Origin of the sequence: Microbispora sp. NPDC049633 (genome assembly GCF_040675265.1) — a bacterium.
GTDB lineage: Bacteria > Actinomycetota > Actinomycetes > Streptosporangiales > Streptosporangiaceae > Microbispora > Microbispora maris.
Genome location: NZ_JBFAOO010000196.1, coordinates 1 through 13472, shown reverse-complemented (window position 1 = coordinate 13472; position 13472 = coordinate 1). Strand labels below are relative to the sequence as shown.

Annotated in this window: 16 protein-coding genes; 8 read left to right on the top strand and 8 right to left on the bottom strand. The window is 71.6% G+C overall.

Going from position 1 to position 13472, the window contains the following annotated elements:
* A partial coding sequence (locus tag AB0J39_RS32590) for a hypothetical protein (RefSeq protein WP_363471805.1) occupies positions 1-258 on the top strand: 258 nt, incomplete at its 5' end.
* 43 nt (positions 259-301) lie between these two features.
* Here the strand turns inward: AB0J39_RS32590 and AB0J39_RS32585 are convergent.
* Complete coding sequence (locus AB0J39_RS32585; protein WP_363471803.1) at positions 302-781, bottom strand: pyridoxamine 5'-phosphate oxidase family protein; 480 nt, start codon at positions 779-781, stop codon at positions 302-304.
* A 177-nt stretch (positions 782-958) separates the two neighbouring features.
* Between AB0J39_RS32585 and AB0J39_RS32580 the strand changes: the two genes are divergently transcribed.
* From AB0J39_RS32580 to AB0J39_RS32570, 3 genes are all read left to right on the top strand, one after another.
* On the top strand, positions 959-3031 hold the full coding sequence (locus AB0J39_RS32580; protein ID WP_363471801.1) for a cellulose binding domain-containing protein: 2073 nt from the start codon (positions 959-961) through the stop codon (positions 3029-3031).
* Positions 3032-3107: 76 nt separating this feature from the next.
* Positions 3108-3218, top strand: a complete 111-nt coding sequence (locus AB0J39_RS32575; RefSeq protein WP_363471799.1) for a MerR family DNA-binding transcriptional regulator — start codon at positions 3108-3110, stop codon at positions 3216-3218.
* The gene (locus tag AB0J39_RS32570) at positions 3215-4195 is read left to right on the top strand and encodes an aldo/keto reductase (protein WP_363471797.1); all 981 of its coding nucleotides are present in this window, start codon (positions 3215-3217) and stop codon (positions 4193-4195) included. The genes AB0J39_RS32575 and AB0J39_RS32570 overlap by 4 nt, the downstream gene beginning before the upstream one ends.
* 95 nt (positions 4196-4290) lie before the next feature.
* Here the strand turns inward: AB0J39_RS32570 and AB0J39_RS32565 are convergent, their stop codons facing one another.
* The 4 genes from AB0J39_RS32565 to AB0J39_RS32550 all read right to left on the bottom strand — a co-directional run bounded on the left by AB0J39_RS32565 (position 4291) and on the right by AB0J39_RS32550 (position 8870).
* Entirely contained in the window at positions 4291-5034 is a 744-nt protein-coding gene (locus tag AB0J39_RS32565; RefSeq protein ID WP_363471795.1) for an alpha/beta fold hydrolase, read from the bottom strand.
* On the bottom strand, positions 5031-5669 hold the full coding sequence (locus tag AB0J39_RS32560) for a LysE family translocator (protein ID WP_363471793.1): 639 nt from the start codon (positions 5667-5669) through the stop codon (positions 5031-5033). The genes AB0J39_RS32565 and AB0J39_RS32560 overlap by 4 nt, the downstream gene beginning before the upstream one ends.
* 66 nt (positions 5670-5735) lie before the next feature.
* Positions 5736-7883: an RNA polymerase recycling motor ATPase HelR gene (helR, locus tag AB0J39_RS32555; protein WP_363471791.1), complete on the bottom strand. Its 2148-nt coding sequence runs from the start codon at positions 7881-7883 to the stop codon at positions 5736-5738.
* Between the two features lie 429 nt (positions 7884-8312).
* The gene (locus tag AB0J39_RS32550) at positions 8313-8870 is read right to left on the bottom strand and encodes a TetR/AcrR family transcriptional regulator (protein WP_363471789.1); all 558 of its coding nucleotides are present in this window, start codon (positions 8868-8870) and stop codon (positions 8313-8315) included.
* 242 nt (positions 8871-9112) lie between these two features.
* On the opposite strand from AB0J39_RS32550, the gene AB0J39_RS32545 reads away from it, so the two are divergent.
* The 4 genes from AB0J39_RS32545 (at position 9113) to AB0J39_RS32530 (ending at position 10964) form a co-directional block, all read left to right on the top strand.
* The gene (locus AB0J39_RS32545; RefSeq protein ID WP_363471788.1) at positions 9113-9760 is read left to right on the top strand and encodes a CatB-related O-acetyltransferase; all 648 of its coding nucleotides are present in this window, start codon (positions 9113-9115) and stop codon (positions 9758-9760) included.
* A gap of 130 nt (positions 9761-9890) precedes the next feature.
* A complete protein-coding gene (locus AB0J39_RS32540; RefSeq protein ID WP_363471809.1) occupies positions 9891-10331 on the top strand; it encodes a hypothetical protein in 441 nt (146 codons plus the stop codon).
* A complete protein-coding gene (locus tag AB0J39_RS32535) occupies positions 10229-10642 on the top strand; it encodes an erythromycin esterase family protein (protein WP_363471807.1) in 414 nt (137 codons plus the stop codon). Before AB0J39_RS32540 ends, AB0J39_RS32535 begins: the two co-directional genes overlap by 103 nt.
* Positions 10643-10667: 25 nt before the next feature.
* The gene (locus tag AB0J39_RS32530; RefSeq protein ID WP_363471787.1) at positions 10668-10964 is read left to right on the top strand and encodes a sulfurtransferase TusA family protein; all 297 of its coding nucleotides are present in this window, start codon (positions 10668-10670) and stop codon (positions 10962-10964) included.
* Positions 10965-11044: 80 nt separating this feature from the next.
* On the opposite strand, the gene AB0J39_RS32525 is transcribed toward AB0J39_RS32530, so the two are convergent.
* From AB0J39_RS32525 to AB0J39_RS32515, 3 genes are all read right to left on the bottom strand, one after another.
* The gene (locus AB0J39_RS32525) at positions 11045-12283 is read right to left on the bottom strand and encodes a DUF6596 domain-containing protein (protein ID WP_363471785.1); all 1239 of its coding nucleotides are present in this window, start codon (positions 12281-12283) and stop codon (positions 11045-11047) included.
* Positions 12280-12618 (bottom strand): YciI family protein, encoded by a 339-nt coding sequence (locus AB0J39_RS32520; RefSeq protein WP_363471783.1) that lies wholly within the window; start codon positions 12616-12618, stop codon positions 12280-12282. Before AB0J39_RS32520 ends, AB0J39_RS32525 begins: the two co-directional genes overlap by 4 nt.
* 178 nt (positions 12619-12796) lie before the next feature.
* A partial coding sequence (locus AB0J39_RS32515) for a WYL domain-containing protein (protein WP_363471781.1) occupies positions 12797-13472 on the bottom strand: 676 nt, incomplete at its 5' end.

Genomic DNA, 13472 nt, shown 5'->3' with positions numbered 1-13472 from the left:
GCCCTCCACGGCCCCCGCCCGGGCGGGGGCGGCGGCCAGGTGATCACAGGAGGGCACGCGGGCGGCAGGCAGGGCCGGTCCGGCCAGGGCCACTACAACCAGAGCCTGAACGGCGTCATCGGCCCCACCTTCGTCAGGGGACAGGCTCAGCAGGCCATCACCGACGAGGGCGGCTTCGAGGTGCAGTCGGCCTTCTGCGGTTCACAGCCGGACAGCTGCCTGCTCGGCCAGAACATGCCGGTCCGCATGCGGAAGTGACACCCCGCCGCCCGGCCGCCCCGTCAGCGGTGGCCGGCGGTGGTCAGCGGCGCCGGACCAATCGGTGGCCGGAGCCCTCGTGCCACATTTCGATCACCAGGTGCTCCCCCGCCTCGTCGACGCGCGTGAAGACCACCTCGGTCACGTCGACGCGGAACAGGTGAGACTCCTCCCCGGGCGGCACGCCGAACGCCTCACGCGCGACCGGATCGGTGATCTCGACGGCGCGGCCGGCCAGCTTGGCGTCGCCGCTCCAGGCGCCCGGGTTCGCCTCGTCCGGATCGTCGGACGGGCTGTGGATCGCCACCCGGGGGTCGCGCCGCAGGTCGAGTGCCTTCATCGCGCCCGGCATGGACCCCAGCCAGACCTCGCCGTCCCGGAAATCCACCTCGGTCCCGCTGATGCGCGGCGAGCCGTCCGCCCGCAGTGTCGCCATCGTCTTGTGCCTGCCCTTCCCCATGCTCGCCAGCACACGGGCGGCCAGCTCGGGGATCTCCTTCTCTACCTCTCGCCAGGAAGCCATACCGCGATCCTGCCGAGCCCCACCGACATTCCGCAGCCCCCCGCGATCTGCCCTGTGAAAGTTGCACGCCCCGCCTAACTCCCGCGCAGCTCACGGCCGTCCCCGAGGGTGCCCGCTTGACCGTTTAAGGCGTCCTGATCACGATCACACGGCAAGATCCTCCAGAAAAGGGACGTAATGAGCACCCTGCGCCTCGCCAGGCCGGCCATCGCACTCCTCACGGGCGCAGCGGTGGCCGCCCAGCTTCTCACCGGCGTACCCGCCGCCTCCGCCGACACCCCCGCCGACGCCTCCCCCGTCAACGTCACCGTGAACACCCGTGCGGGCCTGGCCGCCGCGTCCGACACGGCCGTGGGCGCCAACCACGCGATCTGGGACAGCAACCTCGGCACGAACGAGACGGCCGACCTCCTCAAGGCCGCCGGGGTGAAGATGCTTCGCTACCCGGGCGGGTCGTACGCCGACATCTACCACTGGAAGACCCACATCGCCCCCGGCGGCTACGTCGCCCCCGGCACCGACTTCGACACCTTCATGAGCGGAGCCAAGCGCACCGGCGCGCAGCCGATCATCATCGCCAACTACGGCACCGGCAGCGCCCAGGAGGCCGCCGACTGGGTCGAGTACGCCAACGTCACCAAGAAGTACGGCGTCAAATACTGGGAGATCGGCAACGAGAACTACGGCAACGGTCACTACGGCGCCGACTGGGAGGCCGACGACCACGCCGACAAGAGCCCGTCGGAGTACGCCAGGAACGTCGTGGCGTACTCCGACGCGATGAAGGCCGTCGATCCGACCATCAAGATCGGCGCCGTGCTCACCACTCCCGCCAACTGGCCCGACGGCATCGTCGCCGCGGGCGACCAGGGCACCTGGAACGACACCGTCCTGTCGATCGCCGCCTCGAAGATCGACTTCGTCATCCTGCACTGGTATCCCCCGCACAACGACGTGGCCGACGTCCTCACCAAGACCGCCCACATCCCCGACATGATCCACCTGGTCAAGCGGCAGATCGCCAAGCACGCGGGCGCCCGCGCCGGTGACATCGGCATCGCCGTGACCGAGATCAACAGCGGGATCGCGTACAACACCCAGCCCGGCGCGCTGTTCGCCGCCGACGCCTACGCCGGCCTCATGGAGCAGGGCGTCTTCACCGTCGACTGGTGGAACGTCCACAACGGGATCGGCACCATCAGCACCGTCGCCGGCCACACCGACTACGGCGACTTCGGCATGCTGTCCAGCGCCGGCTGCACGGGCGACGTCTGCGAACCCCCCTTCAACACGCCCTTCGCGCCCTACCACGCGATCTCCATGGTCAGCGCGTTCGCGCGGCCCGGCGACCGGTTCGTCCGCGCGGCCACCGACGAGCCGCTGGTCGCCGCCCACGCCGTCCGCCGCCCCAACGGCGACCTCGCCGTCCTGCTGATCAACCGCGACCCCGACAACGAGCGCCAGGCGAAGATCGACTACGCCGGGTTCACCCCAGCCGACGAGGCGCCTGCGGTGTTCAGCCTCACCAACGGCGCGACGTCCGTCAGCACCGGCCACGGCGGCACCGCGACCACCCAGACCCTCCCGCCGTACTCGCTGACCACGCTGGTGCTCCACCCCGCCACCGCCACCACCGGCGCCCCCGCCGCCCCCGGACAGCCCACCGCGAGCGACGTCACCGACAAGACCGCCACCATCTCCTGGCCCGTCGCCGCGCCCGGCGCGAGCCCCGTCGCCAAGTACGAGATCCACCGCCAGAAGGGCGCCGTCACCGAACAACTCGGCGAGACCCCCGGCACCTCCTTCACGGTCCGCAACCTCGTGCCCGGCACCCGCTACACCGTCAACGTGATCGCCCGCGACACCGCAGGCCGCGTCTCCTGGGCCTCGCCGCCGCTCACCTTCACCACCGGCACACCCGCCAAGAGCTCCTGCTCCGTACGCCTGAGGGACACCAACGACTGGGGCAACGGATACATCGGCAGCGTCGACATCACCAACACCGGCACCGCCGCCGTCGACGGCTGGACGCTCCACTTCACCTGGCCCACCGCATGGCAGACCGTCAGCAGCGGATGGAGCGGCAACTGGACGCAGAACGGGACCTCCGTGACCGTCACCAGCACCCCGGACAACGGCAAGCTCGCCCCCGGCGCGAGCACCTCCATCGGCTTCGTCGGCGCCTACACCGGCCCCAACGTGCTGCCGGCCGCCTTCACCCTCAACGGCGCCCTCTGCACCGCCCAGTGATCCTCGGTCCGACAGCGGTCTTCGGCTTGACCTGGAGCGCGCTCCAACTCCCAGACTGGTCCCCATGGACGAGGGGATGACCATCGCGCATGTGGCGCAGCGTACGGGCCTCACCGCCCATACGCTGCGCCACTACGAACGCGCCGGGCTCCTGCTCCACCGCCGAAGAATCACGGGAGAACAATGAAGCAGCACACGCTCGGCCAGGGCCTTCGCACCTCGGCGCTCGGTCTGGGCTGCATGGGGATGAGCGACTTCTACGGCCCGGGCGACGAATCGGAGTCGATCCGGACCCTCCACCGCGCGCTCGACCTGGGGATCACCCTCCTCGACACCTCCGACGCGTACGGGCCGTTCACCAACGAGAGACTCGTCGGCAAGGCCGTCGCAGACCGGCGCGACCAGGTCGTGCTGGCCACCAAGTTCGGCATCGAGCGGCTGCCCGACGGCACCCGCGTGGGCGTCAACGGCCGGCCCGACTACGTGCGCCGTTCCTGCGACGCCTCGCTCGAACGCTTGGGCGTCGACCACATCGACCTGTACTACCAGCACCGCGTCGACCCCGGCGTTCCCGTCGAGGAGACCTGGGGAGCGATGAAGGAACTGGTCGAGGCGGGCAAGGTGCGCCATCTCGGCATCTCCGAGGCCGCGCCCGCCACCGTGCGCCGGGCGCACGCCGTCCACCCGATCACCGCCGGGCAGTACGAGTACTCCCTGTTCACCCGCGACATCGAAAACGAGCTGCTGCCCACGCTCCGGGAGCTCGGCATCGGCCTGGTCGCCTACAGCCCTCTCGGCCGCGGCCTGCTGACCGGGGCGTTCACGAGCACCGGGGAACTGTCCGCCGACGACTTCCGGCACCACAACCCCCGCTGGCAGGGCGGCAACTTCGCCGCCAACCAGGCCCTGGTGGCCAAGGTCGGCGAGATCGCGGCCGCGCTCGGCACGACCCCGGCGCAGGTGGCGCTCGCCTGGGTGCTGACCCGGGGCGGAGACGACGTCGTTCCGATCCCCGGAACCAAACGGGTCGCGCGACTCGAGGAGAACGCCGCGGCCCTGGAGATCGAGTTCGAGGCCGGTCACCTGGACGCGCTCGACTCCCTCGCCGCTCAGGTCGCCGGCGACCGGTACAACCCGGCCGGGATGAGCACCGTCGACCACTGACCGGACGCCCCGAAGGCGCGCCCCGGCCCTTCGTGGCGAGTGTTCTTAGAGTTGATCACGGTTTTTGGCCGAACCGGACGCCTTTATAATGTAGATCAGGAAAGGAAGTCACGCAGCAGGCTCGTGATCTCCGCCGGGCGTTCCATACTCGGCAGGTGACCGGCCCACTCGAGGTCGAGCAGCGTCGCGTCCGGCATCGCCTCCGCGATGTGCCGTCCGCTCCCCCGGAAGTAGGGCAGGTCGTGACCGCCGATCACCACCAGCGCCGGCGCGGTTACCGCCGGCAGGTCGATCGGATCCCTCCCCCGCTCGGGCTCGGGATCGGCGGCCAGCTGCACCTCGAACGCGTGACGTTGCATGGCCGCCAGCCGCGTCCTGACCGGCTCGTCCGCCTCCGGGCCGAGCCACGTGCGGACGTTGAGGTCCACCGCTCCCCCGACGTCGCCCGCCTCGATCAGCCGGTCCTCCTCCGACCCGAACGCCTCGATGTCGGGGGTCGGCGGCAGGCCGCAGCCCGCGTTCAGGAGCACCAGCCGCGCGACCAGATCGGGATGCCCCGTCGCGAGCTCCAGCGCCACCCGGCCGCCGTACGACGATCCGACGAGCGCGACCCGGCGCAGCCCGAGCGCCGCGAGCAGGTCCGCGACGTCACCCGCGTCCGAGTACGGCCCCTCCGCGGCGTACGGCGTGCGCCCGTGGCCCCGGAAGTCCGGCCGGATCACGTGGAACCTGTCCCCCAGTGGCTGCCACTGGGGATCCCACATGCCCGAGTCGGCGACGCTGGAGTGCAGCAGGACGACGGGGTCACCGGAGCCCCGTTCCTCATGCCAGATCGTCATCGGGCCTCCACCGCCACCCGGAGGCCGAGCGCCACCAGCACCACCCCGGACACCTGTTCGAGCCGGCGGCGCACCGCGGGCCTGCCCAGCACGGCACCGGCCCGGCCGACCAGCCAGATCACCCCGACGTACCAGATCACGTCCACGACCACCCAGACCACCGCGAGCAGCGTCAGCGTCAGCGGCACATGTGCGCCCTGCGGCACGAACTGCGGCAGGAACGACATCGCGAACACGGCGGCCTTGGGGTTGGCGCCGCAGGTGGCGAGCCCCAGCCCGTACGAGCGGCGCCACCCGGCGGCCGCCCGCGTCTCGTCCCCGTCGTACGCCGCGGGCGCGTCGAGTGCCACCGGCGCGCGCCTGGCCTTCCACAGCGACTGCACGCCCATCAGGACCAGCAGCGCCGCGCCCACCGCCTTCATCGCGCCGTACGCGACCTCGGAGGCCACGACGAGCGCGGACAGCCCGAACACTGCGGCCATGGACCACAGGAAGATGCCGGTCTCGTTGCCGAGCAGCGCGGCCACCCCGGAGGACCGCCCGGCTCTGAGCGTCTGCCGCAGGATCACCGCGGTGCTCACACCGGGGATCATCGCGAGCAGGAAGCAGGAGCCGGCGAATGCGAGCCAGATCACCCGGCCATCGTCCCGGCGCCGGCTGCGGCGCCGCAACTCGATTGCCGCCCGGCGCCGACTCCGGCGTCAGGCGCTGGTGAGGACGACGAGCCGCTGGGTCGCGCGCGTCATCGCGACGTAGCGGTCGACCGCGCCTTCGACGCCCTCGCCGAACCTCTCCGGGTCGACGAGGACGACCAGGTCGAACTCGAGTCCCTTCGCCAGTTCCGGGGTGAGCGAACGGACGCGGGGCCTCTCCCGGAAGGCCGGGTCGCCGATGACGCAGGCGACTCCGTCGGCGTGCTCGGCGAGCCAGGCGTCGAGGATCGAACCCAGGTCCGAGGCCGATCCGTGGACGACGGGGACGCCGCTGTCGCGGATGGAGGCCGGCACGTTGGCGTCCGGGAGCACGGCCCGGATGACCGGCTCGGCCTCCGCCATGACCTCCTTCGGCGTCCGGTAGTTGATGCTCAGGGTGGCCAGGGTGATCCGGTCGAGCCCGATCCGTTCGAGCCGTTCGCGCCACGACTCGGTGAACCCGTGCCTGGCCTGGGCGCGGTCCCCGACGATGGTGAAGCTCCGGGACGGGCAGCGCAGCAGCAGCATCTGCCACTCCGCGTCGGTGAGTTCCTGGGCCTCGTCCACGACGACGTGCGCGAACGGGCCGGCCAGCCGGTCCGGATCGGGTGCGGACAGCGCGGTCTCGTCGACCAGGGCGTCCTGCAGGTCCTGTCCGCGCAGCATCGACATCACGAGCATCTCGGAGTCGTCGGCCTCGATCAGATCCTCGGCGACCCGCGCCATCTGCTCACGCTGGGCGGCGACGGCGGCGTCATGGCGGCGCTTGCGCCGGAACGCCTCCGGATCGCCGAGCCGCTGCCGTGCCGCGTCCAGGAGCGGCAGGTCGGACACGGTCCACGCCTGGGCGTCCGTACGCTGCAGCTTCCGGACCTCCTCGGGCCCGAGCCAGGGCGCGCACAGCCGCAGGTAGGCCGGCACCGACCACAGGTCTGCGACGAGGTCGGCCGCTTCGATCAGCGGCCACGCGCGGTTGACGGTCGTGAGCAGCTCCCTGTTGCGCAGCAGCGACCTGCGGACCAGCTCGGCCGGCGCTTCCTCGTCGTGCTTGTCCACCAGGATCGTGACGAGCTCCTCCCAGATCCGGTCACGCGCCTCGTTGTGCGGGGTGCCGGGTTCCGGCGCGTCGAACGCCTCGGCCCAGTCCTCCGGGCTCAGCCAGACGTCGGACCAGGGGGTCGTGACCGTCATCCCCTCGGTGGGCGGGTTCTCGTAGAACCTGACGGCCGGCTCGATCGCCTTCACCAGATCCACGGACGACTTCAGGCGGGCCACGTCCGGATCGGTCTCGATCGCCGCCGTGGCGCCCTCGGCGACGAGGTCCCGCAGGGTGCAGGTCTGCACGCCCTCCTCGCCGAGGCTGGGCAGGACGTCGGCGACGTAGGCCAGGTAGGGCTGGTGCGGACCCACGAACAGCACCCCGCCCCTGCGGTGACCGAGACGAGGATCGGAGTAGAGGAGGTAGGCGGAGCGGTGCAGGGCGACCACGGTCTTCCCCGTGCCCGGACCTCCGTCGACGACGAGAGCGCCCCGGGACCCCGCGCGGATGACGGCGTCCTGGTCGGCCTGGATGGTGCCGAGCACGTCCCGCATCCGTCCCGACCTGCTGCCGCCCAGGCTGGCGATGAAGGCGGACTGGTCGTCCAGCGCCGCGTGCCCCTCCAGCCCGTCCGGGGTGAACACCTCGTCCCAGTAGTCGCTGACCCGGCCGCGGGCCCAGCGATACCTGCGGCGGCTGGCCAGACCCATCGGGTTGGCGTGGGTCGCTCCGAAGAACGGCTCGGCCGCCGGGGAGCGCCAGTCGAGCAGCAGGCGGCGACCCTCGCCGTCCGTGAGGCCGAGCCGTCCGACGTACACGGGCTCGGAGCCGTCCGCGCCGACCATGCGTCCCAGGCACAGGTCCAGGCCGAAGCGGCGCAGCAGGCGCAGGCGGGCGGTCAGCCGGTGGATCTCCAGGTCCCGGTCCAGCGCCTGCCTGCCCAGGCCGCCGGGCGCCCTGCGTTCGGCGTCGAGGCGGGCGGACAGCTCGGCGATCGACTGTTCGAGGGTCTCCGCGACGGCGGCGAGGTGCCGCTCGTCGGCGGCGATCAGCGCCGGGTCCGCCTTGTGGGACAGGCGTTCGGGAAGGTCGAAGGCACTGGTGGTCAAAGGGTTCACGTCATCAGCTCCGATCTGAGGTCGCTCCGCGACCATCACGCGCGGCAGTGTGGCGGGACCGGCGTGACGAGCGGCTCCGTCTGGCTGCCTCTCGTCGGCCGTCGCCGGCCGGCCGCCGCACGAAGCCCTCGCCCGGAGGCGCGCACACCCGCACCTCCGCACCGGGTTCTCGCAACCGCGCGGCGAACGCCGCCGGCGGTTCGACGTCCCCTCGCGACCCGTGGGTCGACGACAACACGCGCATCTCGCGCTCCCCCGTTTTCGCAGGCTCCGGCCTCAGGCCGACGATTCTGCGGTACGACCCGGGTCTTGCCGCAAGACCCCCTGTGCGCTATACGTTGAGAGTGGAGGGGACCTGTCGGGTCCCTTTTTTTGTGCGGTGACCGCCTCGCGCGCGCTTCTCAGGACCCCGGACCGGCGCGGACCCGCTCAGGTGCCGCTCGCCGGCGGGGACTCGGCGAAGGCGCCGGCCGCCGCGGCGAGCGCGGCGGTTCTCGCCGCGTCGTCGGGCAGGTGCGGATCGGGTGGTGTACGGAGGAGCACCAGCTGGTGGTACAGCGGCGCGGTGGAGGCGATGAGCAGCCGCCGCGCGTCGGTGTGCGGCGGGAGTTCTCCGCGCCGGACGGCCCGGCTGACGACGATCTCGCAGCGGACGTAGCGGTCCTCCCAGAGCCGTCGCTGGGCGTGTGCGGCCTTCTCGGAGCGGAACGAGGCGGCGATCAGGGCTGCCATGATCGGCGGCTGTGCGGTCAAGGCGTCCTGGATCTCATGGTTCAGCGCCGCGAGGTCCCCTGTCAGGGAGCCGGTGTCCGGGGGCTGCCAGGCGTCGTCGCCCGCCGCGTCCAGGACGTCGGCGAGCAGACCGCCGACGTCGTCCCAGCGCCGGTACACCGTCGCACGGTGCACGCCTGCCCGGGCGGCGACGGCCTCCATGGTGAGCCCGTCGTAACCGTGTTCGCCGAGTTCCGCGAGGACCGCGTCGAGCACTTGCGCACGGGTACGAGCGGTGCGGCCCCCGGGCCGGCGGCGGGGCGGCGGCACCGAGCCGGTCTCCTCAGGTGGTGATGGTGCGGGAGTCAATGTGATCAGTCCCGGTTTGCTCGGTTGATCGCTGGCGTGGCAGCATCTTAATGCATCATCTGTCGCGTTAAATCTCGCCCTGCCGCACCCGCTCGCCCGAGCGGAACGACGCGCTGAGGGCGAGGAACCCGTACCGAAGGAAGTGATCCGTGACGCCGCCCACTCCCCCCGACCCGACCGCGCTGCATCCGATGCCCGAGCAGCCGCGGGTGGTGCTGCTGAAGCCGCTGATCACCTCCCCGCTGATCGAGGTCGGCGAGTTCTCCTACTACGACGACCCTGACGATCCGACGGCGTTCGAGACCCGCAACGTGCTGTACCACTACGGGCCGGAGAAGCTGGTCATTGGGAAGTTCTGCGCGCTGGGCGAGGGGGTGCGGTTCATCATGAACGGCGCCAACCATCGCATGGACGGCCCGTCGACCTTCCCCTTCCCGATCATGGGCGGTTCCTGGTCCGAACACTTCGACCTCATCACCGGCCTGCCCGGGCGGGGTGACACCGTGGTGGGCAACGACGTGTGGCTCGGTTACCGGGCCATGGTGATGCCCGGCGTCCGCCTCGGCCACGGAGCGATCGTCGCCTCCGGTTCCGTGGTCGTCGACGACGTCCCCGACTACGGCGTCGTCGGCGGCAACCCCGCCAGGCTCATCCGCCGCCGCTACAGCGACGCGGACGTCGACCGCCTCCTCGCCCTGGCCTGGTGGGACTGGCCGCTCCGGCACATCACCGAGCACCTCCGTACGATCATGTCCGGCGGCGTCGACGACCTCGAGAAGGCCGCTCCTTCACGATGACGCCATGCGCGGCGAGGCCGGACGGCGTCACCCTCATGTCCCCGATCCTCCGGCGGCCGCACGACGCGCGGTGACCGCTTCCTCGTCGGCGACCCGACCACATCCCAGCACCGAGAATCGAGCTACCGGCATGCCCGCTTCACCTCGCCACGACACGTTCGCCGACTGGCTGCGCTCCCAGGCCGCCCCTCTAACCCACCTCGACGCCGAGGCGCCACTCGACGACCTGGAGCCGCTGCGCGGCGTCATCGGCGACGCGCGCGTCGTGGCGATCGGCGAGAACTCCCACTTCATCACCGAGTTCGCCCTCATGCGGCAGCGCATCCTGCGGTTCCTCGTCGAACGCTGCGGTTTCACCGTCCTGGCCTTCGAGTACGGCTTCAGCGAAAGCTTCCCCCTCGACGCCTGGGCCGCCTGGAGCGCTCCGCCCCCGCGACCCGCATCGTGCTGGCGGCCCACAACGCCCACATCCAGAAGACCCCCGTCTCTTTCCACGGTCACCTCACCGGGCTGCCCATGGGACAGCATCTGCACCACTCCCTGGGCGATGACTACGTCGCCCTCGCTCTGACCAGCATCGGCGGACACACCGCCGACATGCGCCCCGACGAGAACGCGCGCTTCGGTTTCGCCGTCGAGAACACCAAGCTGGAGCCGCCCGAGCAGGGCAGCGCCGAGGCCGCGTTCGCCGACGCCGGCCTCGGTCTCAGCCTCGCCGACCTGCGCCGGGCACGCCGCGACATCCCCGGTGACGCCGGCCTCGCCCCGGGTCCCGACCGCATCCGGATACAGAGCGCCTACCTGCACACTCCCGTCCTCGAAGCGTTCGACGCGATCCTCAACGTCCCGGCCTCCACCGTGGCCGACGGCCTCAGCAGCTGAGGAGTCCGTCGAGGAGGATGAGTAGGTGAACCACCACCAGGCGCCCGCCGAGGCCGACCTGATCGTCGACGGCACCGGGCTGCTGTGCGTCACCCTCCTGCTGCGCCTGCGCGCCGCCATCGACGGTCTGCGACCCGGTGCCGTCGTGCACATCATCGCCACCGACCCGGCCGCGCCCCTGGACCTGCCCGCCTGGTGCCACACCACCGGGCACGCCTACCTCGGGCCCGTCCCCGGCGCCCGGCCGGCGTACGCGGTCGAGATCGCCGCTCGCGTACGCCCCACCCATCCGAGCAAACCCTGGCACACCCGGCAGGAATGACTCCGGCTCCCGGCGCGTGCGCTCAAGCTCACGTCATCGCCCGGCGCGGGCCCCGCACCTCAGCGTGGCCCTTGCAAGCGTCAGTCCCAGCCCAGGCGTCGCTCCAGCAGCGCTTGCTGGGCCGTGTTGCGGGTCAGCTCCAGCGCCCGCTCATCGGCCCGGCGGGCCTCCTCCCGGAGGTCCAGATCGCGCAACAGTTCGGCCCGAGTGGCGTGGAAGAGCGGATAGCGCTCCAGTGTGTCGCCGAGTCCTTCCAACTCGGCCAGGGCCACCCGAGCGCCCAGCGCGTAGCGCACCGCGACCGCCCGGTGCAGCCGCGTGACGGGCGAGGGCGCCAGGTGCAGCAGCATGTCGTAGAGCACCAGGATCTGCGCCCAGTCGGTGTCGGCGAAGGTCCCGGCCTCGGCATGGCACGCCACGATCGCCGCCTGCAGCTGGTACGGCCCCGGCCGGCGATGGGCACGGGCGGTCCGCGTGAGAAGCGCCGTGGCTTCGGCGATGGCCTGCCGATCCCACCGGTCGCGCTCCTGGTCGGCCAGCAGAACCAGGTGGCCGCGCTCGTCGAAACGGGCCGCGCCGCGGGCCCGGTGCAGCCGGATCAGCGCCAGCAGTCCGGCCGCCTCGGGCTCCTTCGGCAGCAGGTTCGCCAGCAGCGCGGCCAGCCACTCGGCCTCGTCGACCAGGTCGCGCGCCTGGGCCCGCTCGGCCGTACTGGACAGGTAGCCCTCGTTGAACAGCAGGTAGACGACCGCCAAGACCTCGCTCAACCGCTGCGGCAGCTCCTCCTGCGGCGGGACGCGGTACGGGATCCCGGCCTCGCCGATCTTGCGTTTGGCCCGGGTTATCCGCTGCGCCACCGTGGCTTCGGGCACGACGAACGCAGCCGCGATCTGCGCCGCCGACAACCCGCACACCACCCGGAGGGTGAGCGCTATCCGCGCGGCGCGTGACAGGGCGGGGTGGCAGCATGTGAAGATCAGCCGCAGCCGGTCGTCGCGCGGGGCGGGGTCCGGCCAGGTCAGCCGGGCGAGCTTGGCCCGGTAGTTCGACTCGCGGCGCAGCACGTCCAGGCCACGCCGCCGGGCCACGGTGAACAGCCACGCGTCGGGACGTTCCGGCACGCCTTCGACCGGCCAGCGGCGCAGCGCGATCTCGACCGCGTCCTGCACCAGGTCCTCGGCGGCGGAGAAATCTCCCAGCAGCGGCACCAGGGACGCGGCCAGCCGGCCCGCGTGCTCGCGCACCACGCGGGCCAGCACCTCCTGACCGTCCTTCGCAGCCGAGGTTCGGTGGGCGGGCTCACCTGTCGCTGCGGTCATGACACGGGACGGATCTCCACGACGGGGCAGGCCGGCCACGAGCGGGCCAGCCTCAATGCCTCGTCCAGGTCCGCCACCTCGACCTCCGCGAACCCGCTCACGACCTCTTTGCCCTCCACGAACGGCCCGTCGGTGACCACCGGCTCGGCTTGGCCCAGCCGGACCGTGGTCGCGGTGTGCACCGGCGCCAGATGCGCATGATGAGTGATCTTGTCGGCGTTCTCGGCGAACCACCGGCCGACCGCCTCGTAGGCGGCCCGCTGCTCCGGCTCGCCCATCGCCTCCAACCGCTGGGCGAACTCCTCGGTCTCGACGAACATCAGCACGTACTTCACGTGGCCCTCCTCGATCCTTCCTGTGACCCGCACCGGCCATCGGCCACGCGAACGGGGCCCCAGCCGAAGCTCTCACCTCACCGACGATCGGCCGCACCCGCGATACGACACCGCCGCCGAAATCGCATCCCGGGTGACAGGGCTGTGGTCCGCGCCATCGCGTTCCTCCCCAGAGGACTCAGCCGTCAGGTGCCGCGCCGTACACGCGGGACAGGTCGGCGACGGCCTCGGCCATCAGCGCGCGCAGCCCGGCCGGTTCCAGCACCTCGACGAGGACGCCCATCCGCAGCAACTGCCACCGGGCGTGCGTGAGGGACTCGATCGGCAGTGTCAGCCGGGTCCAGCCGCCGGGCTCCGGCTGCCCTTCCGCCAGCGCCTTGTCGACGACGTCGCGGCCGAGGGTGTACTGCAGCAGGTCCTCGGCTCCCGGCGCGAGCCGTACCACCGCCTCGGCCGTGTACATGCGCGCGGCGAACTCCGCGGCGAAGCCGCGCCAGAACTCGGCGAGGTCGAAGTCCGGCGGCCGTTCGAAGCGCTCGGGCAGCACCTCGGCCTCGATGATCCGGCCCACGCGGTAGGTGCGCACCGTGCCGTCGCAGGCGGCGGCGAGGTACCAGGAACCGCCCTTGAGCACCAGGCCGTAGGGATGCACCAGCCGTTCCACCTCGGTCTGCCCCCACCGGCGGTAGAGCAGCCGTAGCGTCCGCTCCTCCCATACGGCCTCCGCGACCTCCGTGAGGAACGGCGCCTCGTCGGCCCCCCGGTACCAGCCCGGCACGTCGAGGTGGAATCTCTCCCGCATTCTGGCCGCATGGGATCGCGGCTCGGGCGGCAGCGCGGCCAGCAGCTTCAGC

Bases quoted from the DNA above. Each gene is read 5' to 3' on its own strand.
- AB0J39_RS32585 (WP_363471803.1), bottom strand. From the start codon at position 781: ATGGCTTCCTGGCGAGAGGTAGAGAAGGAGATCCCCGAGCTGGCCGCC.
- AB0J39_RS32580 (WP_363471801.1), top strand. From the start codon at position 959: ATGAGCACCCTGCGCCTCGCCAGGCCGGCCATCGCACTCCTCACGGGC.
- AB0J39_RS32575 (WP_363471799.1), top strand. From the start codon at position 3,108: ATGACCATCGCGCATGTGGCGCAGCGTACGGGCCTCACCGCCCATACG.
- AB0J39_RS32570 (WP_363471797.1), top strand. From the start codon at position 3,215: ATGAAGCAGCACACGCTCGGCCAGGGCCTTCGCACCTCGGCGCTCGGT.
- AB0J39_RS32565 (WP_363471795.1), bottom strand. From the start codon at position 5,034: ATGACGATCTGGCATGAGGAACGGGGCTCCGGTGACCCCGTCGTCCTG.
- AB0J39_RS32540 (WP_363471809.1), top strand. From the start codon at position 9,891: ATGCCCGCTTCACCTCGCCACGACACGTTCGCCGACTGGCTGCGCTCC.
- AB0J39_RS32525 (WP_363471785.1), bottom strand. From the start codon at position 12,283: ATGACCGCAGCGACAGGTGAGCCCGCCCACCGAACCTCGGCTGCGAAG.